This window comes from Streptomyces sp. NPDC004561 (assembly GCF_053602155.1).
Genome location: NZ_JBSGDB010000028.1, coordinates 9982 through 36978, shown reverse-complemented (window position 1 = coordinate 36978; position 26997 = coordinate 9982). Strand labels below are relative to the sequence as shown.

The following is a 26997-nucleotide window of genomic DNA, read 5'->3' as shown; positions in this document are numbered from 1 at the left end:
CGCCGCGTCCAGTTCCCGGTAGAGCTCGCACCTGCGGGTCATCCGGGCCAGTTCGGCCCGGGATCCCTCGCCCAGGGCCACCCCCTCGCGTTCGGGCGCCGGGGCGCGCGGTGGGGCGGTAGACCGACACGCTCGATACCGGCGCCTCGGTGCCGTCGTCCACGATGGCTGCGGACTCGTAGAGGTAGCCGAACGTCTGGCCGTTGAACAAGGCCTGGTCGCGTTGCGCCGGGATGGCCGCGGCGATCCCCGCCCGCAGTACCTCGCCCTCGGTGGACCCCTCGTCCTCCACCGCGCGCAGCGACTCCGGGTCGGCGAGCAGGGCGCCCGTGGACGCCAGACCCTCCGCGTTGGCCTTGCTCTGGAGGGCGTTGGTGACGGCCACCGGGCGGCGTTCGGTCTCGTAGGTGTCGAGCAGCCCCTCGCCGGCCGTGCCGCGCAGCACGTGGGCGAGTTTCCAGGCGAGGTTGTGGGCGTCCTGGATACCGGTGTTCATGCCGAAGCCGCCGGTGGGCGGGAACCGGTGGGCGGCGTCCCCGGCGAGGAAGACCCGGCCGTCGTGGAAGCGGCGCGCGATCGCGGTCTCCATGCGCCACGGGAAGATGCCGTGCACCCGGACGTCGAACCCGGGTGCGCCCACCGCGTCGCGGATGATCCGCGCGCAGCGTTCCCCGGTGAAGTCGCCGGGCATGTCGCGCGTGGGGTCGTAGCCGAACATGTAGGTCCAGCGGTGGCGGCCGTCCAGTGCGACGAATACGCCCTGGGTGTCCGGGTTGACGATCCACCACAGCATGAACGGCCGCTCGCTCTGATAGTCGGCGAGGTCGGCGGTGAAGTGGACGCCGATCATGTGAGCGGTCGCCTGGAACTCGTCGTTGGTGATGCCCAGGTGCCGCCGGATCGCGCTGCGGGCGCCGTCGGCCGCGATGACGTATGCCGAGCGGAAGAGGCGCTCGCCGCCGTCCGGTACAGCGCGGGCGCGGGCGGTGACACCCTCACTGTCCTGGTCGACGGTCAGGACTTCGGTCGAGAACTCCACGGTGACGTCGGAACTTGCCGTCGCCGCCTTCAGGAGCAGCGGTTCCAGCACGTCCTGCGGACACGAACGCAGGATCTCGCTCGAGTCGTTCAGCGCGGCGTACAGGGTCTGGGGGTCGTCATCGACCATGAGCCGTCCGAGTTCGCGCGCGGCCATGCGCGTCATCCATCCCATGCCGAGGCCGCGCTCGGGCGGGAGTGCGGCCTCGGCGACAGCGGCGGACAGACCCCACTGCCGCAGGATCTCCATGGACCTGGCGTTGACGACGTGAGCCTTGGGATGGGTCGCGGTGCCCGTGTGCCGGGCCACGACGTGGGTTCTGATCCCGGCCCGGCCCAGCAGGATCGCGCAGGCGAGCCCGGTCGGGCCCGCGCCCACGACGAGGACGTCGATCTGTCGAGAAGAGGTAGTCATTGGGGAACTCCCAGAGTGGAGCTTATCGGGACGAAAGGAGGCTTAGTCGACGGACTGCCGGGTCCGCCCGGGGGCGCGGACGAGCGAGCAGGCTGCGACCGCGACGACAACCGCGGCCGCGAGCAACGCAGCGGACATGCCGCTCATGAACGCCTCGCGCACACCGGTAGCCAGCGCCGCGCCCTGCGGCCCGGCGTGCACGGCGACATGGATACCGCCCGCCGGCGAGTGGCGTACGGCCTCGGCGGCGTCCTGCGGCAGGCGCGAGACCGCCTCCGGAAGAGACGCTCGGTAACGATTGCCGAACACCGAGCCCATCAGCGCGATACCGACCGCCGCCCCGACCTCGCGCGTGACGTCGTTCACCGCCGAGGCGACGCCCTGCTTGTCGCGCGTGAGCGAGCCGGTGATGGCCGACGTGCCGACCGCGCCCGTCATCCCGACGCCGAGCCCCGCCACGAGAAGGCAGGCGAGGAACGGCAGGTAGCCAGATCCGGCGTGCAGTGACGCCATCGCGACGAGCCCGCACCCCAGCAACAGCAGGCCGGTCACCATGACCGCGCGCACGCCGAAGCGCGCGGCCAGACGCGGCGTCGTCTGCGACACCGGCGCGACGATTAGACCGATCGGCAGCAGCGCCAGGCCCGCCTTCAGCGGACGGTAGCCCAGCACCAGTTGCACGTACTGCAACCCCACGAAGTAGAACCCGAACACCGCGAGGAACTGCGCTGCGATGGTCACTGACCCCGCGCGGAACCCAGGGATGCGGAACAACCGTGGATCCAGCAGGGGTTCGTCAGCGCGCAGGCCGAGAACGACGTAGGCGACAGCGGCCAACACCGAGACCACCAGGGCCGCGACAACCCGTGGCTCGCTCCACCCCACGTCGTTGCCCTCGATGAGCGCGAAGACGAGCGCGCCCGGCGCGATCGAGGTGCACACGGCTCCGGCCGCGTCGAAACCCCTGGGACGCGCCTCCCGGGTCTCCGGAGCGAACAGCACCGCCACGACGGCCGTGACGAGAGCGGCGGCAGCCGCGGCGGTGAAGATTGACCGCCAGGAGAACCACTCGAGCAATGCGCCCGACGCGAGCAGCCCGAGGGCGACGCCCCCGGCCGCGCACCCGGCCCACACGGCCACACCGCGCGCTCGCTGGTCGGCGGGCAGCACGGCCGTCATCGTCGACAGCGTGCCGGGCATCATCATGGCCGCGCCCAGACCCATGACCATGCGCCACGCCACGAGTTCGGTGCTCCCCGAGGCGAACGACGCGGTCAGTGCCGCCGCTCCGAACACCGCCGTGCCCCCGACTAGTACCGCGCGGCGGCCGTGGCGGTCTCCGAGGGCGCCCAGCGGCAGCACCAGGCCCGCGAGCACCACCGTGTAGCCGTCGACGATCCACGTCAACGACGTGGTGGAGGCGCCGAGGTCGAGCGCCAGTTGGGGCAGGGCCAGGTTGAGAGCCGACATGGACGAGGCGATGAGGATCAGCGTGAGGCACATGGCCACCATCGCGCCCCGCGGGTTCGGGTACACGGGCTGCACGTTCCCGCCGCGCGACCCGGATGCTGTGCCCCCCGTGACGGCGGCTTCCGCGACAGCGGTGACGGGCAGCGGCGCCTGGCCGGTCGGGCTGTTGGGGGGGTGCTCGGGCACGATTGCTTCTCCTTCAATACAACCCTAAGTGATTGCTCGATCACGAATCGTAGTCGACCGTAGGTGCCGTGGTGCGACGCCGTGATGGGCGTGGGCCGGCACGGGGAGTGGGCATACCCCCTCCCTGGTATCAGGCGGCTGAATGCTCAGGCGCGACACGGGCGCCGGCCGGGCTGGAGCGGGACGGAGGCTGGAGCACAGGGTCGGCCGAGGGCCGGGCGCCGCGCGGTGAGCGGAGCGAGCCGCCTTGATCAGGTAGGGAAAGGTCCGAACTCTGCTGTGTACCCCTCGTAAGCCAGAGCAGATCGGAAGTCGCCTCCGGCTCCTGCGTTCGAGGTGCCGGCTTCGCCGACGTGCTGCAACACGCGGGGTGTCCACCCCCCCCGGGTGTTACAGCCGATTGGACGCTGGCCGGGCACACGATGGCGTCTTAGCTTGACTCTGTACGGGATCTTGGAACGGTGGAGGTCAACTGCCTAGCGTTCGCCAGGACTTCGACCGGTGGATGCGGCGCTGGGCCAGGAAGGTCTGGAAGGCGGTCGGCGGTTTCGGCGAAGAGGATCCCTCAGTCGCTGGCTGGCTGCTGAGGCGTTCGATGTTCACGGCGATGGCCGTGAGTACGTGTTGCAGATGGGCTTTCGGCTGTCCTCGGTGGCGGCAGTGGCGCATGCCGTGTTCGTGAGCGAACTCGTTGATGGTGCCCTCGACTTCGGAACGCACGGCGTAGCGGGCCTTCCACTCCGGTGTCTGCTGCTCGGTGCGGACGCGGAGTTGCAGGTCACGGAGTTCTCGCGGGGAAAGCCCACGGTCCGGGCGCTGTCGGCGGTGGTGGTGCACCGGGTGCGGACCGGGCAGGGACGGCACTGGCTCTTGGTGAACCGTGCCACGATCAGTGGGGCGGCGGTGGGCGAGGACGTCGGGTAGGGGCCGTGCCAGCCCTTGCTGACCTGGCCCTGGGGGCAGGTGACCTGCCGGCGGTCGAAGTCGATGTGGAAGTCGTCCCGGCCGAAGCCTTCGTTCCTGCGGTGCTGGCGGGTGGGGTTGCCCGGCAGCGGCCCGCTGACGGTGACCCGGTGTTCCCGCTTGGCTTGTTCCAGGTGGACCAGGGAGGTGTAGCCGCCGTCGACCAGGTGCTCGGCGGGCAGCAGCCCCCGGCGCGCCAGGCGGGCGTGGATACCGGGCAGGGCCTGGCCGTCGTTCGTGGAGGCCGATGTGGTGGCCACGTCCGTGATCACGTTGACGCCGCCGGAGGCACACGTCTCGGTGACATGCGCGGCGAATCCCTTCCAGCTGATGATGTGCCCATGGCGGACGTAGCGCGCCGTGGTGTCGTAGGGGGAGACGATTGCCGAGGAGGAGGGCGGCAGCCCGCCGTCGTCGGCGGTGCGCCAGCGCAGGCGGCCGGTCGCGTCGCGGTAGTAGTTCTGCGCGATGATCTGCCGCAGGGCCTCGGCCTGCGGGCCGGGCCGGTAATCCGGCCCGTGCCAGGGCGCAGTCTTGACTTCCCTGCGCAGCGCAGGTGCTCTTCTCTACGCGGGCAGGCAGCAGCAAGCGGCAGTGTCGTGAAGCTGTTCAAGGGCACAGGGGCCGCTTGGCAACGCCTGATCGTCTCGACTACAGCTCGCTCAGGCCGGTCAGGACTCGCCCGATGAGCATCGGAGCGGCTTGCTAACCGCCGGAGCCGGGCTCAGCAAGAGCGCCCGAACATGACGAGCAATCAGCCGTCATGTGCTGAGGTTACCGGCGCTGGCAGAGCGGTTCGGGCGTGCGGGCAATGCCTCGGGCGGGCAAATCCTGTCCATGGCGTGACCGATCAGCCGACCGAGAGGCTCGATTCGGCCAACTTCTCTTTATCTGCTATCCGCCGGGGGTACGCACCTAGAATCTCCTTGTGGTCGTCTGGCACTTTCGCGCCTCTCATGCGCGTCCCAGAGGCTGAAGCCTTCGGCAGGTTGCTTGGCCCCTGGTGACTTCGATTCTTCCGGCGCTCTTCTCACACGACCATGAAGCGCCAGTGCAGTGGGAGTGCACTTTCGACGCGCGGATTCCTGCACCGGAGCGGCAACGTGGGGGCAGTCTTGTGGACGTGATCGAGCGCTGGAGCGGCCGTTACGCCTGCCTGCTGCAATCCGCCCTACGGCTCGGCAACGAACAGTTCGCCGCCCACCTGGGCATCGCTGTGAGGACTGTGGCCGCATGGCACTCCGACGCGTCCGTCGTGCCTCGCCGGGAGATGCAGCAGCTCCTCGACACTGCTTATGAGCAGGCCCCCGTGGCCGCGCGACAACGTTTCGCGCTCCTGCTGGCGAAGGAACAGGCCCCGCCCGGCTCGACGCCGCCTGGCGCGCAGGCGCTGCGGGTGGCCATCGCAGTGGTCGTCCGCGACAGAGATGTCCTGCTGGTGTGCCGCCGGGACGACGACGCTGCTGGAATCACATGGCAGTTCCCGGCCGGGGTCATCAAGCCGGGAGGCAACGCGGAAACCGTCACCGTACGGGAGACCTTGGACGAGACGGGTGTCCACTGCGCGGTCCGGCAGCACCTCGGGAGCCGGCTCCACCCCGTGACTGGCGTCCTGTGCGAGTACTTCCTGTGCGAGTACCTCGCCGGCGAGGCCACGAACAGCGACGCGGCCGAGAACATCGACGTCATGTGGGTGCCCAGAAACACGGTGCCCCGCTTCATCCCCGTCGATACGATCTTCACCCCCATCCTGGCTGCACTGGAGGAGCAGACGTGACGCAGCAGAACACGGACGAGCGGCCGGGCATCGCCGCTGCCATCGTCGTGCACGAGGGGCGTGTGCTTATGGTGCGCCGCCGGGTCAGCGAGGGTCAGCTCTCCTGGCAGTTCCCGGCTGGAGAGGTCGAGCCCGGCGAAACTCGCGAGGACGCCGCTGTGCGGGAGACCCAGGAGGAGACCGGACTGACCGTGGCGGCCGTGAAGCTGCTCGGCGAGCGGGTTCACCCGAAGACGGGCCGGCTGATGTCGTACACGGCCTGCGAGGTGCTGGGAGGAACCGCGTACGTTGCGGACACCGAGGAGCTGGCCGAACTGGCTTGGGTCACCCACGGCGAGATTTCGGAGTATGTGCCGTACGGGCTGTTCGAGCCGGTACAGGAGTACCTGGACGCGGTCCTGATCTCCTGACTGGCCTTGGGGACCAAGGGACCATGCTCGTATTGCTCGACACAAGCCCCTGGCCCAGCCGAGCTGCAGCCCGCACCGCGATCTTCGACTTCAGAGCACGGGTTTGGCGGCTCGCTGTCGACGCTGTTCCTCTGTCAGCTTGGCCATACGCTCCGCCTTCCGCTGCGCCGTGTTCTCGTGCACATCCGCGGGGTCCATGTTGGCGTGGCCGTCCTTGGTATCGCTTGCGCGTGCGCTGGATGACGACATGTGACCAGACTGGGTACGCAAGTGATTCTTACCTGTCTGTGGTCGTTTGCCATTTGGTGGGTTTCCGTGCTGTGGCTCAGGGCGGCATGCTGCCGAGTTCACAAGCGTGCTTTGGCCGGAGTTGGCGCGGCGGCGACGTCTCTATGGCTGGCGCGACAGGTCGTCCACCAAGAGATCGAGTGTGACCTCTTCGTGGAGCGCGATGCCGAGGGCGGTCATGGCAGGAGCGAGACCTGCGTCCCAGGCCGCGCTGACGGGCTGTCCGTCGAGCGGCAGCTGAGGGATTCCATCTGCCTGGCTGCGAGCGGCCAGGTGCTCGTAGTCCTCGGCGCCCATGCGCCATGGCTGGGCTCCGTAGCGGCGGATGATCCGGTTCGCCAGAGCGATGCCCGGCCAGTCGAAATCGCCGTGATACGCGAAACGGCAACCGGTGGCGGCGAGGGCATCGAGGAGCGTGAGGACCACCGTGGCGGCGCTGCCGGAGGTGCACACCAGGGCGTGGACACCGGCAGCGTCCGCCGCAGCCTCCACCACGCGTGGGTTCTCACAGATATGGATCACTGTTCCGGCAGGCAGTTGCAGTTGCAGGTCGCGCAGGTCCCGGGAGGTGAGGTGGGCTTCGGCGTGATGGTCGGCCCGCTGCCTCAGGGCCTGCTCCCGCCAGCCCCCACCGACGGGCCGCAGCCCGTACGTCAGCACGGTGCTGGAGACCTCGTCCGGTGTGACGGCCACCAGACGCCACAGAGCGCGTCGGCCGGCCGCGTCGCCGGGAAACTCGGTGTCGTAGGCGAGGGCGATGCCGCGTTGGACGAGGCGCGCGAGCCAGGTGCCATCGTCCAGACCGTGCGCGGACCCGGTCGCCAGGGCGGCGAGTTCTCCTCGGCCTCGGGTGCCACCCCCCTCCGTGCCGAGCAGGAGGACGAGGATTTGGACAGCCTGCCGAAGCGTTCGTATCGCCGTTTCAGGTGTCAATCCTCTTGGGACGCCGTTACGGCGGAGCAGGTCGTTCCACTGGCCGGTCCACCCCTGACCGGCGAGCGGAGAGGCGTCCAGCGCCGAGGCAAGCGCCGACCAGACCTGCTCGCGCCGTGCCGTGATGCCCGCGCGGACGGCACGGCGGTCGGTGAGCGGAGGGCCCAGTTCCTCCAGCACCTCTCCGAGACCGAGTCCGGCCGCCGAGGCGCGCAGCCGCGTGTCGAGCGTATCGAGGCGCACAGTCACGGCAGCACCTGTGAAGGGCTTGCCCAGAAGGAGCGACAGGTCGTTGCGTTCCTGGGTGCTCACCGAGGTCAGCCGGAGGGAACCGGTGGCCTGCACGCCATTGCTTTCCAGGCGCTTGCGTACCGCTTGCCAAAGCCGGGTGAGCCCGGGACCGGCCAGCCAGTCCTGTGTCGCCGCGGGCAGCTTGCTCATACGGACACCAGACGCCGGTGCCGGCCGTTCCAGGTGTAGTGCAGGGTGGCTATCCCGCGCACATGGGGATCACGGAGGCACTCGTAGATGTGCAGGGACGGCACCTCAGGCCAGTTGCCCATGAGCCGTTCGCTGGTGAGGACGAAGTCGAGATCGAGGTCGACGAGGATCCGCCCCAACCTCCCGTGGGTGGGTTCGTCGACCTTGGCGAAGGCGTCGTCGAGCAGGATCAGCCGCGGCGCGTGTGGTGCCGACTCGGCGAGGCTGGTGAAGTGGGCGGCGGCCGCAGCGAAGAGCACCAGGTAGGAGAGCACCCGCTGCTCGCCCTGGCTGAGCCCGGTGCGGCTGGTCAGTTTCCGCCTGCGTCCCTGGGCGGCGTCCTCGACCACGAAGGTGTGGAAGCGGTACCAGTCACGGTAGTCCAGCGCGGTCCGCAGATGGGCTGCGTAACCGGCTGAGGGATCGGCCCGTCGGGCATCCTCGATCCGGCGTTGCAGCACTTCGCGGAGCTGCTCGGTCTGCTCACGCGTGCGCAGGCTCGACGGGCTGCGCAGCAGCTCCACGGCCGCCCGCACGTCGGCGTCCACATCCTCGTCCAGTTTCCACAGCAGCTCCACGCCGAGACCGTGGGAGGTGCGTACGGTCCGCAGGGTGTCGTTGAGAGCCGCGACCAGGTTCGCCGCGGTGATGACCTGGGCCGAGAGATGGTCGCCGAGCTCGCCGGTCAGGAACCGCTGGAACACCTCACGTTCGCGCTCGGTGAGCCGTCCCCGGGCCTCTGCCGCCTGGACGGCGATCCGCTCGCCCACGGCCGCGACGTCGTGGGAGCCGTGGTCGTCGATCAGGCGGCATACCTTGATCCCTTCGCGTTCCTCCAGTTGCGCGTCGTAACCGCCGGCCAGCTGGTCGCGCAGGTCGGTGTGCCGGTTGAGCAGGGTGCTGTCCGACACCTCGCCTTTCGGGCGGCCGAGGGCCTGCTGTACCGCGTCGGCCAGTGCCTGGAGCGCGCGCAGACGGCTGCGGACGTCCGAGCCGGGATCGTCCACCACGTCCTCGGGCAGTGAGGACCGGTCCAGCCCGGCGCCGCGCACCACCTCCGGTCGGCCGAGTGCGCTGCGAAGGGCGCCGCCGGTTGCGATAACTGCCGTCTCCTGGGCGGTCAGGTCCTCGCGCAGGCGCTTCTCCTCTTCTTCCGCGCGCACGCGCCGGTCGTGCAGATCGTTCCGGATACGTTGTGCTGCCGGGACGGCTTGGGCGGCGTGCGCGATGCGCTGTCTGGTTTCCTGCTCGCGGGTGAGGATCTCTTCTTCGGTCGCCCCGATGGCCTCCTCGCGGGTGCGCAGGTCCTGTTGCGCGGTACGCAGCCCGCTGAGGCGAAGCCGGTAGTTCTCCTCCGCAGCCAGGCGTTCTGCACGGGCGCGTTCGTATCGCTCGGCATCGGCGTGATGGGTGCCGAGCCGCTCGCCCGTGCTGCCGATCGCTCGGCGAAGATGCCCGATGCCGGTGAGAAGGGCAGCCAGCGCGGTGCGTACGCGTTCCAGCTCGGCGGGGTCGCTAGACAGGTCATGAGCGGTGGCGGTGGCGTCCGCCTCGGCGCGGGCGGCTACGGCGAGGGCGCGGGCCTCCTCGGCCAGCCGTGCCGCGCGGGTGGCCTTGGCGGTCAGGTCACGCAGTCTCCTCTCGTCCGACTCCACTCTGCTCCAGGCATCGGCGAGACCGCGTGCCCGGGGGAAGTCCTGTTCCGCGAGCCTGAGAGCCCGACGCCGGGCGTCGGCCTCGGTGAGTTCGTGACGGGCGTCGGCCAGTCGCTGCTCCGTCTGCGTGAGCTGCTGTTCCAGCTCGGCCAGGATGCGCCGTCGGGTCTCGGCACGTACAGCGGCTCCTACGTACTCGGCGTCACTCTTGTGGTGCCGGCCGCTGAGGATGCCCAGACGCCAGCTTCCGTCGTAGTCCACCGCGTCATGAGCGGTCGTTTCCTCGGCCGGTGCGAGCGCGATAGTGGCCAGCAGGTGTTCCACCTGCTCGGACGTGACTCCACACGCCGGTTGCGGCGCTGGGCGCAAGGCCGAGGCGAGGGTCGGCCCATCCGGCAGCGCGGGGCCTGGACGCAGCAGAGTGTCACGAGTGCGGGGATCGACAAGGGCGCCGTTTGCGCCGACCCACGCGTCCAGGATTCCGCTGGCTTCCAGCGCTGCTTCCAGACCGGCCCGATGCGCGGGGCTCAGATCATCCACGAAGTCCACGAGCCGGTAGAAGGGCGCTCCGGTGCCCGGTGTCCTTTCGGCGACGCGGTGGTGGGGGACCGGCGGCTCGGGATCCGTACGTCGCTCCCAGTCACGCTTCTGACTCGCCAGGCGGTCGAGTTCCTCATCGAGCCGGCCGACGGTGAGTGCGAGGGCGTCGCGGCGTCTGGTGAGTTCCTCGCTGTACGGCTCCAGTGCGGCATGGGCGGCCTGCCACGCCTGGCTGTCGGTGTCGGGCGGGAGCGTGCGGTCCGCGAACGGGGCGTCGGCGGAGCCCTCGAAGGTGAGCACCACTTGGACGGCATCCAGCGGCGGGCAGTCGGACCCGACGGCGGCTCGCGTGCGGGTGACCCATTCGACGACCCGGCGGGCATAAGCACCGCTCGCCTCGGCGACCTTCTCGCGGCCGGCGCCGAGACGGCCGGCGGCGTCTTCTGCCTCGCCCTCCAGCCATTCCCGCTCGGTGTCGGCCTGCTCCGCCCGGCTTCGGGCCTTCTCGGCCTGCGCGGTGAGACGCGTCACCTCCTGGACCATCCGGGTCCGGTTCTTCACGACCGTCTCGGCGTCTTCCAGCTGCCCCTGCCAGGACCGCAGTCCGTCCTGCACCGCCGCCGTGTCCACACGGACGGCCGACCGGTGCTGCACGATGTGCGTCTCCCCGTCCGGAGCGGTCAGCTCCGCCTCGCCGGCCTGGGAGCGAACCGTGCGAGGCAGGGCGACTGCCTCGCCGAGATGGCCGGTGGGAAGTCCGGCCTTCTCCGCCTGCGTCAGCAGTTCCCGGTGTTCAGTGCCCAGTTCGGCTAGCCGGCTCCCGAGGTGGTCGACACCGTCGGCCAGGCGCTCGGCTGCGCCCTCCTCTGCGCCGTGTGCGTTGCTGAGGGTGGTGAAGGCGGAGACGGCGGCGGTGTGCAGCGCCTCGACCGTGCTTCGGCGTTCCGACAGTTCGCGCAGGCTGCGGTAGGCGTGGCTGGCGTGCAGGGCGGCGAGGTCGGTCCGGGCGGCTTCTTCCTCTTCGCGCAGGGTCTTCAGCCGGGCTTCTGACTCCTCCTCCTGCGTCCTCAGCTCTCTGGTCCGCTGTGCGGCGTCTCCGGTCGCCCGGCGTCGCTGCGCGAGGATCTCCAGCTCCCGGCTCACCGCCTGCGCGGAGGTGCGCAGGACACCGGACAGGTAGCCGCGGTAACTGGTGAGGAAGGTGCGCAGCGCCGTATCGGTGCGCTCCAGGCGGCCGAGTTCGTCGCGTACGGCGTCGAGGTCGTGGAGGTTGCGCGCGACCTTCTCGACCACGTCCTCGTCGAGTCCCGGCAAGGTCTCGCTCAGCAGGGAAGCAAGTCCACCGTGCTCGATACGGTCCCCGACGGTGGGCCGCCGCAGCCGGTGGAGGAGCTGGGTGAGGTTGCGGTAGCGGGTTGCGTCAGTGATGCCGAACAGTTCCCGGGCCACCCGCGAGCGGTGGACGACCGCGCGGTCGGTGACGTTGTCGGAGCCGACGATCTCCTTGAGCCGGTCGACCGGCAGGGGCTTTCCGTCTTCGACCAGGTGCAGGTCCTCACCGACGCGCAGCGGGGTGACGAAGAACGCCGGCAGCGCCTTCTGCGTCGACTTCGAGGCGCGGATGGCGGCGCCGAGGGTGAGGTGGCGATGGTCGCCGCCGTCGGTCGTGCCCCGGAACTCCACCCACAGGTAGCCGAGACGGTTGGTCTGCTCGAACCCGTCCAGCATCAGCCAGGCAAGAGTGGTCCGGCCGGTGCCCGTCGCGTCCAGTGCCCGTGAGTCGCCGTCCAGCAGATACGGGAGCAGCATTTCCAGGGCCTTGGACTTGCCCGCGCCGTTCTTGCCGCGCAGGAGCAGCCGTCCGTCGCCGAAGGCGAACTCCTGCTCGTCGTACTGCCAGACGTTCTGGATGCCCGCGCGGTGCAGCCGGAAGCGGGTGCGGGCGGTGGTGGTGGGGCCGGAACGCGGCAGGGGAATGAGGCCACGCGCATCGGTGGTCACAGCGGCAACTCCTCCTGAACGTCGGCGCCCTTGCCGGCTGCGGTGGCCGGGCGCACGGTCACGTGGGTGGCGTAGCGTGCCGCCGCGGCCAGCAGCACCCAGCTGTCACCGCCAGGACGTGCCCTGCGGACATCGGTCACGGTGCGTCCCTCCGGTGCCTCTTCGGCGTACCCCTCAGGCAGGCCGTCTCCGTCGGCACGCAGCCGACCGGTGCGGGCCATCAGCCGCATGCGGCTCAGCAGGTCCAGCACGGCCTCCCGCAAGGCGGGGATGTCCTCCAGGTAGCCGCGCTGCCAGTTGCTGCGCTGTCCGTACTCGGCGACCAGTTCGGCCAGCAGTTCGTCCACCAGGCCGTCCGGGACAGCCACGCCGATGACGAGCGTCCCTCCGGTCGCCGGGTGTCCGGGCTCCTGCGGCCGAAGGCGCTCCACGAGCCGTTCCACCAGCAGCAGCGCGGCCTGCGCGACCGTCCCGGTGCCAGGCAGGTGCAGGTCCGTCAGCTCGTCCTCTGGATCCACCAGCGCCACCCCCTCGGCGCGGATCTCCATCTCCAGGCCCAGAAGTTCGGAGAACGCCTGCGCTTCGCGGCGCTGCCGGGTGCGCAACCAGTCGCGTTCGGCGTCGGTCAGCTCGTCCAGGTAGACGACGGGTGTCTCGACGAGCATCCGACGCACATAGGTGCGAGGACCGCCGAACCCCGGGTCCGCTGCCCGCCGGACCAGGTCGGTGCCATCACGGGCCTGGGCGAGCGGGCCGGCGACGACGACACGGGCCAGCTCGCGGTCCACTGTGATCAGGGCCTCTCCGCCCGCATCCTGCGCGAGAGCGGCCACATGGCCCTCGGTCTCGATGAGGACGCCCCACTCGACCAGCAGGCGCAGAGCCGCTACCAAGGTCCGTTTCCCGGCCGCCCTACCTGTCTCCTCCAGCTCGATCTCCGCGTCGGCCGCGGCGGCCCTGATGTCGGCCACCAGCTGTGAAAGCAGCAGTTGTTCGGGTGCGGTCACCAGCACGGACAGGGCCAACGCGAGACAGGCGTAGGTGTGCGGGGTGAAGGGGGTGCCGGTGGCGCGCTCCAGCCGGCGGCCCGCGCCTGCTCCCAACCCCGCCTTGAACAGCCGGGCGTAGGAGCTGTCGACCAGCAGGCGGTAGCCGAGCACCTGCTGGAACCGCTTGCCCAGCCAGTCGGCGTGCCTGCGGATCAGCGGGAAGAGGTCGGCGTGCGGTCCGTCCGAGGTGACCAGCGGATGGGCGAGCAGCAGCCGGGAGGCGCTGCGGCGCTCGGCGGCCAGGGCGACGTCGTGTGCCGAGGGGAGGGTCATGACACGCTCACCTCGACATCGCCGTCGGCCGCGTCGGAGGAGGTACGGCCGACCTCCAGCTCAAGGTCGTCCAGCAGCAGGTCGCCGTCGACCGAGTGCAAGACGCACCGGGCGCCCGCCGTGCGCCGCACGGTGAGCCGGATTCCCAGCTCGGCGTCCTCGCTGTGCGCCTGGTCGAGGTCGAATTCCGTCGCGTCCACCCCGTCCGTGCCGGCGCGAAGCCTCAACTGCGCATTCCCGAGTGCGGTGGCCAGCAGCTCAAGGAGCAGACCGAGCGCTGCAGAGGTGAGACGCACCTCGGCGAACCGGCCTGAGGCACTGCGCAGTTCGTCCGCCGCCGCTGCCCTGGCCGCCGCCCGCTCACGGGCTGCCTCCCGCAGCCGCCTTTTCTGCGCGGAGTGGTCCTCCACCGCGGACGTCCGGCCCCGCTGGGCGCGGCTGCCCCTTTCCCGCAGGGCCACCGGCACCTCGACCACCGGCCCGGTCCACCAGCTCGTGTAGGCGGGCACCACCTCGTCGGTGGCCGGGGGTATGCCCAGATGACGGGCGCCATACAGCCCGAAGGCGGCGACGGCGATGTCATGTGCGTCCTGCGGCGCCGCTTCCTCGAACCACTGGGCCAGCCGCAGCAGGTCCGTGCGCCGGGACATCTCCCCGGTTGCCGACCGCAGCATCCGCTTGGCGTTGGCGAGCAGCGACTGCAACGCGCGCAGGGTGGCGTCCCGCAGTTGATCGACCTGGCTGCCCTGTCCGTCGGTGTCGCTGAACCAGCCGCGCAGGCCCTCCCAGTCCGTGAACTCGCGCCCACGGCTGCGCTGCACCCGTGTCTCCAGTCGGCCGTCGCTCTGCGGTGACAGGCCGGTGAGGCCCTGTGCGTGGGCGTCCAGCCGGGCCAGCAGACCCGGGATGTGCGGCCACAGCTTGTCCAGTGCCGCCGAGATCCGGGGCGCGCGGAACGCCACGTCTTCAGTGATCGCCTCGACGTAGTCGAGGAGCAGCTCCTTGAACCCCTGGTACTCGGCGCTGTCCAGGTCGTACCGGGCCAGCACCTGGCCGAGGTAGGCGTAGAAGTCCCGGATGGAATCCGCGAACTCGGTGAACTGCACGAACAGCGTGCTGACCCGCTCCAGCCCGTTCTGCGGTTCGATGCCGCCGGGCGCGGTCACGAGCTCGGCCAGCTCCCTGAGCCCGCGCTCGACCAGGGCGAGCAGCTCGTTGCTCACCTCCCGGGCGGCGTCCGCCTCGGCCAGGACACCATCGGCGTCCCGCTGGATGCGCTCGCCCAGCTTCGACAACTGGTAGCGCGCGCGGGACCGCTGGTACTCGCTGATACTGGACGCCTTCACCGTGTGGCTGCTGCGCAGCAGGTTGCCCCACTTCACCAGCCGTTCCAGTCGGTCGGTGAGGGTGTCGGCGTCGAGCCCGGCGGCAGGGCCGCCGGCCTGGCGCAGCTTGGCCAGGACATCCGGTGCGGCCAGGTCCGCCAGCAGGGTCCCGCAGAAGACACGCATGATCGCCAGGTACTCCAGCCGCTCGGGGGCGCTGAGGTAGGAGTACGCGTCCAGCCGGCGGCGTGCTTCGTCGTGGGCGTCCTGGGCTGCGCCGCGTGCGTGGGCCTCCATGCCTGTGAGGTTACGCGGAGCGTTCGATGGCTATCGGTGTGTGGCTGAAAATCTCCCGACGCTGGCAGGCAACAACTCGGTCCATTGTCGACCGCTCCGTCAGCGGCAGGCTCGAAGCCAGGCGTTGGGTAGAAGAGCTGCACCTCGGGCGCAAGGTAAGGGATTCCGGTCGGACTCCTCCGTCCCACTCGCCCGAGCGGAAGTCGGACCCGTGGGGTGCCCCGCGAGACCCACTGGCCGCCCTCGGCCTCGTCCAGCATGAGCTGCACCGACCAGGGCGTCTCGGGTGCGTCTGCACCAGATGTCGTGGAGGGGCACTTCAAGCGTCTCTCCCGGACGCCAGGGACGAAAGCGCCCCGCGCCAGGCGGGTCCGCAACGTGCATGTCCCAGTCGCTCAGCATCTCTCGCGCGAGTGGTTGGTCGCGGCGGAGGACCAGGACGTCGAGATCACCGTGCGGGCGTAGCTCGCGACCGACGGCGAGTTCGATCGCGTACCCGCCGGCGATCCACCACGGGAAGTCGGCTCCGGCGAACATCACGGCCAGGTCTTCGGGACGAGCAGGCACCCAGCGCCATGAGCTTGGGGGTGTGCATCTCCGTGGCGCCCTGCGCGTAGGCGGACTCGCGCATCCCCTGTTCCAGGGTGGTCTGCACGGCGAACATCAACTGGGCGGCGGGACGGCGGCGCACGTCCAGGAAACGCCAGTCCAGCCGGTGCTCGATCTCCCCGTCTGCTCGTCGATCGGCAGCGGGGTGGCGGCCGGGTTCAGGACCTCGACGGCCTCTGGCACGATCTCCAGGCTGCCGTGCTTGACCTGGGCGGCGTCCACGACCCGTCCGGTGATCTTGACGGCGGATTCGGGAGTGAGGGCTTGGAGCCGGGCCTCCAGCGGCCCGTTGTCACGCTTGTGGGTCACCTGCACCATGCCGGTTCCGTCGCGTACGGCGAGGAATTGCGTCTTGCTCTGCAGGCGCAGGGTGTTCACCCAGCCGCAGACGGTGACGGTACGGCCGACGTGTTCTTGCAGGTCGGAGACGTGTACGCGGCTTTGGATCATTGCGGTCCTCCGAAGGACATCGTCGTGATCCCTTGGGAGTGCGGGCGAGAAGGGCAGCTCGCGATACCACCGCACTTTCACCGCCACCAGGTGGCGGCCTCGTTCGGGCCCGGTGACGGGGGCCGGCCGGCGAGGCACTGGGCACACCACAGGGGGCCGGTCCTCCCCGCGCTCGGGAGGGTCTTCGCCTCGGGGCGCGAGACCGCCTTCCCAGCTGCCGGCCGCTCTCTCTGCTCGCGTGGTCCCTGGCTACTCGTCTCCGTCCACGCGTTGCCAGGAAGGATACGAACGCCGTGATCGCGTCCGCAATCGAGAAACCCCTTGGTGACTCCCTCAGCGTGCGTGCTTCCGTGTCGTGCACGACCGTGGATGGACCAGACGTCGGCGAAGTTGCTGCCATATCCTCCCCGCGTGGGGACGACAGAAGTCGACTGGGCGTATGAGCTGGCTGGCGAGCTGTTGCGGGACAGTCTTGCGCGCAGATGGGCACACACGCAGGGCGTTGCCGCCTGTGCCCGGACGCTGACGCCGCTGGTCGGCGACGACGCCGAGGTCCTGGAATCCGCGGCGGTGCTCCACGACATCGGCTATGCGCCCCCGCTTGTCGAGACCGGATTCCATCCGCTGGACGGAGCCCGCTACCTGAGGGACGCACACGCGGCGGACGAGCGGGTTGTCAGGCTGGTGGCGAACCACACCTACGCCCTCCTGGAAGCCGAGGAGCGCGGCCTGCGCGACGAGCTGGCCGCTGAGTTCCCCCTCCTGAATGATTCGCTGCTCGTCGATGCGCTGGTCTACTGCGACATGACGACGACGCCGGACGGCCTGCGGACGACGTCAGAAGAGCGGCTGCGGGAGATCTTGGACCGCTATGGGGAGGACAGCGTGGTGGGACGTTTCATCCGCCGGGCCGCGCCGCACATCCACGCGAGCGTGGATCGAGTGCGGGCGGCTGCGGCCGAGGCCGGCGTCCAGCTGGGAGCGTAAGTCGTCATCCGAGGTACGGATACGCCCCGGTGAGGTAGTGGCCGAGCTGCTCGTGCATGCTCGGGTGGATGTCGAGCGTGTGAAGGTCGTCCGGCTGGACCCACCGCACGCCGTCGGCCTCGTCGTTGACGGTCGGCTTGCCGCCGACGGGGCGGCCGATGTACACGGCCTCGTACTGCTGCCGGATCTCGCCGTCGGTGTACTCAATGATGTGCTCCGGGTTGGAGTAGACACCAAGGAAGCCGGTGACCTCGGCGACGATGCCGGTCTCCTCCTCACACTCGCGCACGGCGCATTGGGCCGGTGTCTCGCCGATGTCCTGGGCGCCGCCGGGCAGGGCCCACTGGCCGGTGTCGCGGCGTCGCTGGAGGAGGATGGCGCCTTCGTCGTTGATCACGAGCAGGTTGCTGGCGGGGATGAGGGTGTTGGCCTTGGGGGCCTTGGGGTCGTGGTAATACTCGGTCCTGCCCACGGTGGTGCTACTCCTGCCTGTCGGGCGCCCAGGGGCGCGCGGATGCCCACACGGCCTCGAAGCTGTCGCTGTACCGCTGGAACCACTCCCCGCCGTCGGTATTGCGGAGCTGGAGAAGCGGGTTGGCGCTGGCCGGCTGGCCCCAGATGTGCGGGTTGACCATAAGGTGGTCGTCGTATCGGAAGATCGAGTTGTAGAGCGTCGTGTCGTGAAGGCGCACCTCACAGCCTGGGTAGCCCACGAGGTCGCAGTAGTAGGTGAGGGACGCCTTGATCTTGGCCGCGAGCGTGTCTCCGATGCCCTCCTCCCTGCCCCTGACACGGACCGCCTCCCCGTCCGGATCACCGAAACACAGCCGGACGCGCACGCCCGCCTGCGCCCTTTCCTGGAGCATGCTCGCGATGTGCGGGTTCGTCTGCGCGAAGAAGGTGCCAGAGAACACAAGCACGTCAACCTGCTTCATGGCGCTCAGCAGCAGGGAGAACCACACATCGCGTGGGACGCTCGCCCGGTTGGGATAAGTGTCGACGAGTTCCGAGCGGGCCGCGCCGAGCCGCTGAGCCCCCTGGCCGCTGTCGGGCCACAGGTATGTCTCGTCGACCCGCAGCAGGTTCGCGACCGTCCAACGGTGCCGGCGGTGAGGGACTCGGCCCCCGACCCACCGGCTGGCGGTCTTGGGATCCACGGAGCAGGCTTCGGCCAACTCCTCCACAGTCAGGCCACGTTGCACGAGTGCGGAACGCAGTCGCTCATTCACTCAGGCAAGCCAACCGGACCATGACCGCAGGCCGCAAGTGCGATGAGCCCGCTGGACGCGGTTGTGGCCGGAACTGTTCGTACGCCTACGCTGGACCGGTGCCACTGATCGTGCTCTGGGACATCGACCACACCCTCATCGAGAACGCCGGCGTCAGCAAGGAGATCTACGCCGCCGCATTCGAAGACGTCGCCGGCCGTGCCGCTGACCATCCTGCCCGCACCGAGGGCCGGACCGACCGGCTGATCCTCGGCGGGATGTTCCGCGACCATGGGATGGAGCCCCCGGAGTGGGGGTTGATCCAGCCCGCCCTGGAGGCCGCCGGCGCGGCACGGGAGGCTGATCTCGCCCGTCGTGGCCGGGCACTTCCCGGTGCCCGCGAGGCGCTCGCCGCGGTGGCGGCCGAGCCCGGCATGATCTCCTCGGTCCTCACCGGGAACGTCCGGGCGAACGCCCGTGTCAAGCTCAGGGCTTTTGGACTGGACGGTCTGGTCGACATCGAGTGCGGAGCGTATGGAGCGGACGCGACGGACCGGGCGGACCTGGTCGACGTCGCCCGGTCCCGTGTGCGGGCGGCTTATGGCACGCCACCAGACACGCCGGTGGTCCTCATCGGTGATACGCCGCGTGACGTCCAAGCCGCCCTCGACTCCGGTGCGCATGTGATCGGCGTGGCCTCTGGCGTCCACAGCGCGGACGAACTGAGGGCGGCCGGCGCGGGCACCGTGCTCACCGATCTCACGGACGTCGCCGCCTTGATGCGTCACCTCCGGTCGCTGACGCACGCCGCCTGCTGAGAAACGTCCCAGGACGTCCGTAAGAAGTCCCTGCGCGTGGTTCGCCGTCCTACCGTGCGACGGCACGCTCTTGGGAGCCGTCGGCGGAGCGTCCCCCGCGCTCCGCCGACGTGCCATCCCTCTCCGGCCTCATGGATGGAGCACGCGCGTGACAGCTTTACTCGGCGGACAGGCGGGCGCGGCGTCCACACTCGCAGACGTGGAGCGGCTCGCGCAGCGGTACGGGGTGCCGGTCGAAGACGCCCTGCTCATCTCGATCAACCTCCACGGAATCGACGGGGAAGCACCGCGTCACCGCGCCCGCTTGCAGGTGCGACTGGACAGCGCACGATCCGTGCCCTGGCAGCTCATCGTCCCGCTGAATGCGGCGGAGTCGCCCTTCAGGCTGATGGACGATGGGCAACTGCTGCTGGGGGGTGCCCCGGTCGGCACGGTGGAGAGAATCGACGCCGATGAGGCGGTCGGTGGCTACTTCCGCGACGACGGCACCGCCTTGACGCTCAATCCGAATGCCCGTAGCCGCTGCGTGGGTTGCGCCTTCTGCCCCAACACCTTTGAGGCAGCGGCGGACCCTCGGCTGTCGGAAGAACAGGACCTCCGGGAGCTCCTCGCCGCGCTGCGCGAGCAGCATCCCAGGCGGGACCTTACGGAAGTCCGAGAGGTCACCGTCTCCACCGGATGCTTCGAGCGGGAGCCCGCGGCCGTCGACCACATGCGGGCCCTGCGATCGGTTCTGGCCGAGTACGGCATCGAAGCCAGGCTCGGCTTCCTCACCTCGGTGCTTCACTCCAGGCAGGCGTTCGACGAGCTTGCCGACATCGGCCCCTTCGTGCTCCGGCTCACCGCTGAATGCTTCACGCGACGGGACCTCCTGTTGAAGGCCAGCAAGGCGGTGCTGACGACCGCCTCGATGCCGGAAGTGATGAGGCGGGCGGTCGCCGCCGGCCACGGGACGTCGTTCACGTACATCGCGGGCCTGGACGACCTCGACGCACTCCGCACCGGCGTAGAGGCCCTCGCGCCGTACGTGACGGAGTTCCCGAACTTCCAGGTCTACCAGGCCCACAACCGCATCATGGCCGGCCTGCGCGCCTCCGGAGCCCATGAGCTTGAGTACTACCTCCGCGCCCGCGCCGAGATAGAGAAGATCATGAAGCCCTCCGGACTGCGGCCCACGGCATGGGAGTGCTATCGCCCCCTGTGGTACTTCACCTTCGCTGACGAGACACTGGTCGGCGCATGATGGAGAACGATGCCGTTCTGGCCGAGGCCCTGTGGCGAGCCATCTGCTACGCCTCGGTGTGCCAACTCCACCTACGGGACAACGTCCTGCTCAGCCGGCCGCTGACCGCCGCACATGTGAAGGAGCGACCGTCCGGCCACTGGGGGACCGTGCCGGGCACCGCCTTCGCCTTGACCCACCTCGCCCTTGCCGCCGGGGCTCTTGACGGGGAAGTCGGCCTCGTGCCACTGCTCGGAGCCGGTCATGCCGGCGTGGTCCAGCTCTCGGCGTCCTGGGTGACAGGTGAGTTGGGCAAGCTGCGCCCGGAGTTTGGCCCGGACGCCGACGGCCTGCGTCGGTTCTCCCAGGCTTTCCCTGATGTGGAAGGGCTGGGAGCCGAAGTCACCCCGGCGCTTCCGGCCGGTGCCTTTCTCGGTGGGCGACTCGGGGGCTGCCTGCCCTTCGCGCAAGGGGTCGCGCTCGACGCTCCCGGGAGGGTCGTCGTGCCTGTGATCGGTGACGGCGAGTGCGAGACCCCGACGACCGCATCGGCCTGGCTCGCCCACGGAGATCTCACCGGTGCCGCAGTACTTCCCGTGGTGCACGTGAACGGCTTCCGCATGGGCGGTCCCTCACTGCTCGGACGACTGGACGACGTCCGGCTCCGGGCGTACTTCGCCGGTATGGGATGGCGGGCTGTGATCGTCCACGTCACCGTCGGATCGCAGGCGGAGCACGCAGTCTTCCACGCCGCCCTCTGGGACGTCCTGGAGGCCACTGTCGTAGGCCGGCCCACGGCACTGGTCCTGCGCTGCGTCAAGGGATGGACCGGCCCTCTGGCCCTGGGCGGCCAGACGCTTATCGGTACGCCCACTCTGCACAAGACACCTCTCACAAACCCTCGCGCCGACGCGGAACAGCTGTCGCAGCTCGATGACTGGCTTGCCTCCTACCGGCCTTCCCAGCTGTTCGACACGCGGGGGCGAAGCCGAGGGCCCTTGGCGGAGGCAGTCGCCCAGGTCCGCTGGTGCGTCCTGCCCCGCGCGCGGTCGGTCATCCCGGACGCCCCGCCAGTACCCAATGCTGCCTCGTTCACGAGCGCGGTCACTGGGACAGTCCGGCGGCATGCAGAACGAGGGGACTTCCTGCTCCTCAGCCCCGACGAACTGGCCTCCAATCGGCTTGCTGACCTCGCACGTGAGCGATGGGCTCACGAGCTGCTGGCGGAGGAGGTGCTGCTGGAGTGGCTCGCCGGCTGGACCGCGAGCGGGCGACGGGGCCTGCTCGTGTCGTACGAGAGCTTCGCCCCTCTGCTCACCAGCGGCTTGGTGGCTCACATCAAGCAGCGACGCCTCGACGGCGCGAAGGGCCTGCCCAGCCTCAACCTCCTCCTGACCAGCTACGGCTGGCACAACGTCCACACCCACGGCGACCCGTCCCTCGCCACTGCCCTGTTGGCCCTCGGTGCTCCCGGAGTGCATGTGCTGACGCCGGCGGACCCGACTCGTACGGCGGTTGTCCTGGATGAGGCGCTCGACTCGATGGACCGCGTCAACTTGATCATCACCGGCAAGCACAACCGCACGCTCCACCCGGAACATTCGCTGGACGAGGAGCGGAGCCGTGGTCTCGCGGTGTGGTCGCACCTCAGCGACCATGACGAGCCCGACCTGACGATCGTGACAGCGGGAGACATCCCCGCTGCCGTAGCCACGGAAGCCGTCGACCGTATTCGCGACCGTCACCGGTGCGGGGTCCGCGTCGTCAGCCTGCTGGACCTCACGGTTCTCGGTGCCCCGGGCACCTGGCCGAGGGGTCTGAACGGTTGCGAAGTCGAGCACTATCTCGGTTCCCACGCTTCCGTTCTCTTCCTCACCCTGGGCCACCCCGCAGCTGTATGGGGGCTGTTGGCGGGGAGGCTCCGCCGCCCCGTCGACGTCATCGGCTGGCAGGAGCCCGCCAGACCGATGCCGCAGCGCGATCTCGCCCGCACCATGGACATGGACGTGCCCGGAGTCGAGCGAGCCGCCGACCTCCTCCTGGCATCTCGCGAGGTGGTCCGATGACCTCGTGGACCATCCAGGACCTCCACGTGGTCCAGACGAGGCAGCCGACGGCAGCCGGGGACGACACCTTCTTCGTCGCGGTCCGAGCTGGGCTCGCGCTCGGCTGGTACGGCCCAGTCGGCGAACGCGTGGGACGCTACGTGAACGACGTGCTGGCCCCTGAGACGAAGGACGCTCTGGTCACTGACCACGCCGGCTTGCTGGACCGTCTGCGGGCCGCGGCTCGCAGACGGCCTAGCGAGGTTGCCTCGTGGGCTGTCGGCACGGTCGACTGCGCTGTCTGGGACCTCCACGGCCGACTCGCCGAGCGCACCGTGGCCGAACTCCTCACCACCATGGCCCCTCGGCCGCTGATCCCGGCGTACGCCTCCTGGCTCACCCAGGACCTCAGCAGCATCAACAGCCCCAACGTATTGGCCGGCGTCATGGCAGGCGGCTGGAGCTTCACCAAGTGGGGGCTTCGCCGGAATCCGTCCGACCCATCAGGGGAAGCGGCGGCCCGCATGGCCCAGGCGGTCGAGTGCTGCTCTCACGCTCTCGACGCGCCGCTCGCCGTCGACGCGGTCGGCACCTGGACACCGGCCGTGGCCCTGGCCTTCGCACAGGTAGCCGACCCCTCCTGCCTTCGGTGGCTGGAGGACCCGCTCCCGAGTCACGACGCGGACACCTACGAGCTTCTGGCGGCCACCCCGCTCCCCTTGGCAGTCGGCGAACGCGCGCACTGCGACGAGGACCCCGTCGGCCTGATCCAGTACATACGGCCCACTGCCCTGACCCTCGACGCCGTCGGATGCGGCGGACTGACCCGAGCGGCGCAAATCATCCCAGTCGCTCAGGCCCAGGGTGTCCCCGTGTACCCGCACGGCCGCTCGTTCGTGCCCGGCCTCCACCTCGCCGCCGCCTACCCCCACGCCGTTCCGGCCGTCGAGTACCGGCTGCGTTGGGAGCCCGGACGCCAACGCCTCTACGAGATGCCGCTCCGCCCTGAAAACGGCCACATCCGCCTGCCGAACGCCCCTGGTCTCGGCACCACGCCAAGGAGCACAGCATGCCCAGCGCCCCACTGAACGTTCCCGTCGAGGGCACGGTCACCCACAGCCCCGAAGGACCCCTGCTCCGCCTGGCGCGACGACTTGACGGCCACGACACCTTCCTCACCGGAAGCCTGGACATCGCAAACTCGTCCATCCCCGTACGCATCCTGACCCTGGACGACGTCACCGTCCTGCGGCCCACGAGCGAGTTCCCCGCGCCGGCCGACGGCGAGCACTGGCACGGTCGACTCCACCTGCCGCACGGATTGCGCCCGCGCAGCATCCCACCGGACCTCAACGCCGCCGCCGATCAGAAAGGGCGATCACTCGACGCGCTCGATGAGGCGGAGTTGCGGTACGCCCTCACGTTCCTGTCGGAAGCCACCACCCCGGAAATCCGGCAGGCCCGAATCGAAGCCGTCGTCTCCGCGCTCCCGGCCACCGCGGGGAGGACACGATGACGACACGACCCGAACTGCTGGTCTCGGTGGACGTCGGGGGCACCCTGGGCATGGCCGACGGACCCGGCCTGACGATGCGGCTGGTCGAAGCGTCACCGCTCCCTCCGGCCCGTACCCGCGAGATCCTTCGCTCCAGCCTCCACACCCGACCGGCCCTGACCGACTCCCTGGTGCACGAGGTCTGCGACGCCATCCAGGTGCCGGCGGAGACGTTCCCCCGCGATGTGCCGCCGGCCCCGTTCAGCCTCTACCCCGGCACGACCGAGGCCCTGCGCCAGATCAGCTCTATAGCCACCGTCGTCACCCTCTCCAACGTGACCTGCGTCGACGCCGACACCGACGGAATGCGCAGGCTCCTCTCCCCGTGGGTGAGCGACTTCTTTCCGTCCTGCCGCATCGGCCATACCAAGCCCGACCGCCGGGCCTTCCAGGCCGTGACCGACCACTTCCACACGGACCCAAGTGGCCTGATCCACGTCGGTGACGACTGGACGTGCGACATCGTGGGTGCCATCGAAGCAGGGGCGCGCGCCATGTGGATCTCGCGCGGAAGGCAGGTCCCCGACGTGGCCCTTCTCGTTGACCACGGTGTGCTCGTCGCCGACGACTTGGCGGCTGCCGCCGCCCACATCCAGCACCTCGCACCACGGAGCGCCACATGAGCCTGTTCACCGGAACCGCCAGCTACTACCGCCAGTTCCGCCCCGGCATCCCCGAAGACGTCGCCGCGGCCCTGGACCAGGCCGCCCCCGCCTGGACCGACGGTCCGCGACGCCTGCTCGACGTCGGCACCGGCACCGGACTGGTCGCCGAGGCGCTGCTCGGTCGCTTCGACGACATCATCGCCATCGACAACGACGCCGACATGCTCGCCGCGGCGGAGTCGGCACTCCGCCCGAAGCTCCCCGAGGGCACGCGGTTGTCGCTCGTCGAGAGCACCGCCGAAGACTTCGTGCCGCCCGCGGGCTGGAAGGCAGAACTGGTCACAATCTGCCGCGCGTTCCACTGGCTCGACCAGGCCGCCGTGCTGGCGCGACTGGACGATCAGGTCGCGCCCGACGGTGTCGTCGCCATCTTCGGCGACAGCAGCTTCTGGACCGCCACCAGTCCCTGGAAGGAAGCCGTCCGTGACGTCATCAAGACGTTCCTCGGCGAGGAACGGCGGGCCGGCTCCGGCACCTTCCAGCACCACAACCGCCCGTACAGCGAGATTATGGAGGAGTCTCCCTTCGACCAGGTCGAGGAGGCCCGGATCCCCGTCCACCGAACCTGGACCACCGAGAGCATCCTCGGCTACCTCTACTCCACCTCCTTCGCCGCACCCCCCCTCTTCGGCGACCGGCTGCCGGAATTCGAGACTGCGGTCAAGGAGCGGCTCGCAGACTTCAGCGAGGACGACACCTTCCCGGAGGAGAACGAGTTCCTGATCCGCTTCGGGCGGCGGAGCAGGAGGTGACCAGCCGGAGCACCAGACGGGCGTTCGCCGCGCTCACCGCCCCTCGTGTGGCGGCCGAGCTCGGCGAACGGTCCGTGCTCTGCCTGCCGCTCGGGTCGGTCGAACAGCACGGTCCGCACCTGCCGTTGGACACCGACACCGTCATCGCCGAGCAATTCGCGCACCGTCTGGCCGCGCACTCAGCGGACCGGCACGACCTGTGGGTCGGGCCGGCCATCCCCTACGGCCTCTCGCCCGAGCACGCCGGCGTGCCGGGGACCATCACGCTGGACCTCCACCTGTACGCGACGCTGATCACCACGCTCGTGGCCGAGTACATCCGCTCCACGGGGGTCGGCTCCGTGCTCCTCGTCAATGGCCACGGCGGCAACCGCGGCGTGCTGGAGGCGGTTGTCCACCAGCTCCGCCACTCCCACGGCGTCACCACCTGCGTGTTGCACCCGGCCGCACTCGCCGCCGGCCGCGTCCCGATGGGCAGCGAGTTGCCCGAGGTGCATGCCGGATTGTTGGAGACCGCCCTCATGCTCGCCCTTGACCCGGACCGGGTCCGGCTGGACCTCCTGCCGGGCGAGGCGTTCCCCGACCCCGGCCGGCGCCGGTCGATCGGCCACCTCGTACTCGATCGCGGCGTGACGTGGCCCTGGTCCTCCGACGACCCCGAGCTCGCCGCCGATGGTGTCATCGGCGGTGATCCGCGCAACGCCACCCCGGAGCTGGGTCAGAAGCTCCTCGCCGCAGCGCTCGACGCGAGCACGCACATCCTCGACCGCTTCCACAGGGCCACGTCCCCTGGTCCGTCGCAGACCTTACGGAGGCACCATGCCCCTCACGCCTGAGGAGAAGGACACCTTCAAACGGGATGGCGTCCTCGTGCGCCGTGCGCTGGTCGCCCCGGCACTCGTCCAACGCGCCGCCTCGTTGGTCGGGAGCTGGTACAGCGGTCTGAGGCCCAGCGAAGTTCCGGCCTACAGCCAGCGCACCTTCGCCCCTGAACTCGGGAGCCACCCCGACATCCTCGCCCTGTACGAGGAGACGGATGCGGCCGAACTTGCCACCGGCCTCCTCGGAGACGCCCTCCCCGTCACCATGGCCCAGATCCAGATCCGCGTACCCGAGTCGGAATTCCCCGGCGTGCAACCCGAGAAGGCGATGCACGTGGACGGGGTCTCCTGTCCTCACCTCGACCCGCGAGAACTGCGCACCTTCTCGCTCCTCGTCGGCGTCGTTCTGTCCGACGTGAGCAGCGCGCAGGACGGGGCCCTGCACTACCAGCCGGGCGGTCACCACACCATGGCGGACTGGTTCCGGACCCAGTGGACGCTCGGCATGACGGAGCAGGTGCCCCCAGAGGTCGACCAGGAGCGGGGTGTCCCTCTGCTCGGTGCCCCCGGCGACGTCCTGCTCATGCACCACCTCGTCCCGCATTCGGTGGGCCGGAACCTCACCCCCTTCCCCAGGGTGATGGCCTACTTCCGCGTTTCCCACCCGGACCACGCCGGCCGCCGCCTCGAAGCTCTGCGCGACCCGTGGCTCGACTATCCGCCCCTCGCCGCGACCCCTCAGCCCGCAGCCGAAAAGGAGTAGCT

At 69.7% G+C, this 26997-nt stretch carries 22 protein-coding genes and 1 pseudogene; 12 read left to right on the top strand and 11 right to left on the bottom strand.

The genetic code is table 11. From position 1 onward, the window contains the following. From ACWEN3_RS06425 to ACWEN3_RS06415, 3 genes are all read right to left on the bottom strand, one after another. Positions 1-1453: FAD-dependent monooxygenase (locus ACWEN3_RS06425; protein WP_452966404.1), on the bottom strand; the 1453-nt coding region annotated here is incomplete at its 3' end. A gap of 42 nt (positions 1454-1495) precedes the next feature. After that, entirely contained in the window at positions 1496-3109 is a 1614-nt protein-coding gene (locus ACWEN3_RS06420; RefSeq protein ID WP_452966402.1) for an MFS transporter, read from the bottom strand. A gap of 468 nt (positions 3110-3577) precedes the next feature. Then, the gene (locus tag ACWEN3_RS06415; RefSeq protein ID WP_452966399.1) at positions 3578-3946 is read right to left on the bottom strand and encodes a transposase; all 369 of its coding nucleotides are present in this window, start codon (positions 3944-3946) and stop codon (positions 3578-3580) included. A 1243-nt stretch (positions 3947-5189) separates the two neighbouring features. On the opposite strand from ACWEN3_RS06415, the gene ACWEN3_RS06410 reads away from it, so the two are divergent. Further along, complete coding sequence (locus ACWEN3_RS06410; RefSeq protein ID WP_452966397.1) at positions 5190-5849, top strand: NUDIX hydrolase; 660 nt, start codon at positions 5190-5192, stop codon at positions 5847-5849. Beyond that, positions 5846-6259, top strand: coding sequence for an NUDIX hydrolase (locus ACWEN3_RS06405; RefSeq protein WP_452966394.1), 414 nt, complete (start codon positions 5846-5848; stop codon positions 6257-6259). Before ACWEN3_RS06410 ends, ACWEN3_RS06405 begins: the two co-directional genes overlap by 4 nt. A 390-nt stretch (positions 6260-6649) precedes the next feature. On the opposite strand, the gene ACWEN3_RS06400 is transcribed toward ACWEN3_RS06405, so the two are convergent. The 6 genes and pseudogenes from ACWEN3_RS06400 to ACWEN3_RS06375 form a co-directional block, all read right to left on the bottom strand. Continuing rightward, complete coding sequence (locus ACWEN3_RS06400; protein ID WP_452966392.1) at positions 6650-7921, bottom strand: TIGR02679 family protein; 1272 nt, start codon at positions 7919-7921, stop codon at positions 6650-6652. Next, positions 7918-12156 carry a TIGR02680 family protein gene (locus ACWEN3_RS06395; RefSeq protein ID WP_452966390.1) on the bottom strand — a complete coding sequence of 1413 codons (4239 nt, stop codon included), beginning with the start codon at positions 12154-12156 and terminating at the stop codon, positions 7918-7920. The genes ACWEN3_RS06400 and ACWEN3_RS06395 overlap by 4 nt, the downstream gene beginning before the upstream one ends. Beyond that, positions 12153-13478, bottom strand: a complete 1326-nt coding sequence (locus ACWEN3_RS06390) for a TIGR02678 family protein (protein ID WP_452966387.1) — start codon at positions 13476-13478, stop codon at positions 12153-12155. Before ACWEN3_RS06390 ends, ACWEN3_RS06395 begins: the two co-directional genes overlap by 4 nt. Next, positions 13475-15100 carry a TIGR02677 family protein gene (locus ACWEN3_RS06385; protein WP_452966385.1) on the bottom strand — a complete coding sequence of 542 codons (1626 nt, stop codon included), beginning with the start codon at positions 15098-15100 and terminating at the stop codon, positions 13475-13477. The genes ACWEN3_RS06390 and ACWEN3_RS06385 overlap by 4 nt, the downstream gene beginning before the upstream one ends. Positions 15101-15199: 99 nt before the next feature. Further along, positions 15200-15637 carry a nucleotidyltransferase domain-containing protein gene (locus ACWEN3_RS06380; protein WP_452966383.1) on the bottom strand — a complete coding sequence of 146 codons (438 nt, stop codon included), beginning with the start codon at positions 15635-15637 and terminating at the stop codon, positions 15200-15202. Positions 15638-15662: 25 nt separating this feature from the next. After that, positions 15663-16159, bottom strand: a pseudogene (locus ACWEN3_RS06375) (OB-fold nucleic acid binding domain-containing protein); the annotation flags it as partial. 369 nt (positions 16160-16528) lie between these two features. Here ACWEN3_RS06375 and ACWEN3_RS06370 point away from each other — a divergent pair. Continuing rightward, positions 16529-17146: an HD domain-containing protein gene (locus tag ACWEN3_RS06370; RefSeq protein WP_452966380.1), complete on the top strand. Its 618-nt coding sequence runs from the start codon at positions 16529-16531 to the stop codon at positions 17144-17146. Between the two features lie 4 nt (positions 17147-17150). On the opposite strand, the gene ACWEN3_RS06365 is transcribed toward ACWEN3_RS06370, so the two are convergent. Together ACWEN3_RS06365 and ACWEN3_RS06360 are read right to left on the bottom strand one after the other, a co-directional pair. Next, positions 17151-17618: an NUDIX hydrolase gene (locus ACWEN3_RS06365; protein ID WP_452966377.1), complete on the bottom strand. Its 468-nt coding sequence runs from the start codon at positions 17616-17618 to the stop codon at positions 17151-17153. Positions 17619-17625: 7 nt separating this feature from the next. Further along, positions 17626-18375, bottom strand: coding sequence for a helix-turn-helix domain-containing protein (locus ACWEN3_RS06360; RefSeq protein ID WP_452966374.1), 750 nt, complete (start codon positions 18373-18375; stop codon positions 17626-17628). A 98-nt stretch (positions 18376-18473) separates the two neighbouring features. On the opposite strand from ACWEN3_RS06360, the gene ACWEN3_RS06355 reads away from it, so the two are divergent. The 9 genes from ACWEN3_RS06355 (at position 18474) to ACWEN3_RS06315 (ending at position 26995) form a co-directional block, all read left to right on the top strand. Further along, entirely contained in the window at positions 18474-19172 is a 699-nt protein-coding gene (locus ACWEN3_RS06355) for an HAD family hydrolase (protein ID WP_452966372.1), read from the top strand. Between the two features lie 199 nt (positions 19173-19371). Then, entirely contained in the window at positions 19372-20415 is a 1044-nt protein-coding gene (locus ACWEN3_RS06350) for a hypothetical protein (RefSeq protein WP_452966369.1), read from the top strand. Beyond that, positions 20412-22460 carry a phosphoketolase family protein gene (locus ACWEN3_RS06345; RefSeq protein WP_452966368.1) on the top strand — a complete coding sequence of 683 codons (2049 nt, stop codon included), beginning with the start codon at positions 20412-20414 and terminating at the stop codon, positions 22458-22460. The genes ACWEN3_RS06350 and ACWEN3_RS06345 overlap by 4 nt, the downstream gene beginning before the upstream one ends. Beyond that, on the top strand, positions 22457-23527 hold the full coding sequence (locus ACWEN3_RS06340; protein ID WP_452966367.1) for an enolase C-terminal domain-like protein: 1071 nt from the start codon (positions 22457-22459) through the stop codon (positions 23525-23527). Before ACWEN3_RS06345 ends, ACWEN3_RS06340 begins: the two co-directional genes overlap by 4 nt. Further along, positions 23509-23955, top strand: a complete 447-nt coding sequence (locus ACWEN3_RS06335) for a hypothetical protein (protein ID WP_452966364.1) — start codon at positions 23509-23511, stop codon at positions 23953-23955. The genes ACWEN3_RS06340 and ACWEN3_RS06335 overlap by 19 nt, the downstream gene beginning before the upstream one ends. Continuing rightward, positions 23952-24617, top strand: coding sequence for an HAD family hydrolase (locus ACWEN3_RS06330; protein WP_452966361.1), 666 nt, complete (start codon positions 23952-23954; stop codon positions 24615-24617). The genes ACWEN3_RS06335 and ACWEN3_RS06330 overlap by 4 nt, the downstream gene beginning before the upstream one ends. Then, complete coding sequence (locus ACWEN3_RS06325; RefSeq protein WP_452966359.1) at positions 24614-25411, top strand: class I SAM-dependent methyltransferase; 798 nt, start codon at positions 24614-24616, stop codon at positions 25409-25411. The genes ACWEN3_RS06330 and ACWEN3_RS06325 overlap by 4 nt, the downstream gene beginning before the upstream one ends. Further along, a complete protein-coding gene (locus ACWEN3_RS06320) occupies positions 25408-26247 on the top strand; it encodes a creatininase family protein (RefSeq protein ID WP_452966356.1) in 840 nt (279 codons plus the stop codon). Before ACWEN3_RS06325 ends, ACWEN3_RS06320 begins: the two co-directional genes overlap by 4 nt. Next, positions 26231-26995 carry a phytanoyl-CoA dioxygenase family protein gene (locus ACWEN3_RS06315; protein WP_452966353.1) on the top strand — a complete coding sequence of 255 codons (765 nt, stop codon included), beginning with the start codon at positions 26231-26233 and terminating at the stop codon, positions 26993-26995. Before ACWEN3_RS06320 ends, ACWEN3_RS06315 begins: the two co-directional genes overlap by 17 nt. Positions 26996-26997 lie beyond the last annotated feature (2 nt).

Excerpts from the sequence above, each read along its gene's own strand:
- ACWEN3_RS06330 (WP_452966361.1), top strand. The coding sequence starts at position 23,952 with ATGACGACACGACCCGAACTGCTGGTCTCGGTGGACGTCGGGGGCACC.
- ACWEN3_RS06380 (WP_452966383.1), bottom strand. The coding sequence starts at position 15,637 with ATGTTCGCCGGAGCCGACTTCCCGTGGTGGATCGCCGGCGGGTACGCG.
- ACWEN3_RS06335 (WP_452966364.1), top strand. The coding sequence starts at position 23,509 with ATGCCCAGCGCCCCACTGAACGTTCCCGTCGAGGGCACGGTCACCCAC.
- ACWEN3_RS06345 (WP_452966368.1), top strand. The coding sequence starts at position 20,412 with ATGATGGAGAACGATGCCGTTCTGGCCGAGGCCCTGTGGCGAGCCATC.
- ACWEN3_RS06315 (WP_452966353.1), top strand. The coding sequence starts at position 26,231 with ATGCCCCTCACGCCTGAGGAGAAGGACACCTTCAAACGGGATGGCGTC.
- ACWEN3_RS06340 (WP_452966367.1), top strand. The coding sequence starts at position 22,457 with ATGACCTCGTGGACCATCCAGGACCTCCACGTGGTCCAGACGAGGCAG.
- ACWEN3_RS06400 (WP_452966392.1), bottom strand. The coding sequence starts at position 7,921 with ATGAGCAAGCTGCCCGCGGCGACACAGGACTGGCTGGCCGGTCCCGGG.
- ACWEN3_RS06325 (WP_452966359.1), top strand. The coding sequence starts at position 24,614 with ATGAGCCTGTTCACCGGAACCGCCAGCTACTACCGCCAGTTCCGCCCC.
- ACWEN3_RS06370 (WP_452966380.1), top strand. The coding sequence starts at position 16,529 with ATGGACCAGACGTCGGCGAAGTTGCTGCCATATCCTCCCCGCGTGGGG.
- ACWEN3_RS06385 (WP_452966385.1), bottom strand. The coding sequence starts at position 15,100 with ATGGAGGCCCACGCACGCGGCGCAGCCCAGGACGCCCACGACGAAGCA.
- ACWEN3_RS06390 (WP_452966387.1), bottom strand. The coding sequence starts at position 13,478 with ATGACCCTCCCCTCGGCACACGACGTCGCCCTGGCCGCCGAGCGCCGC.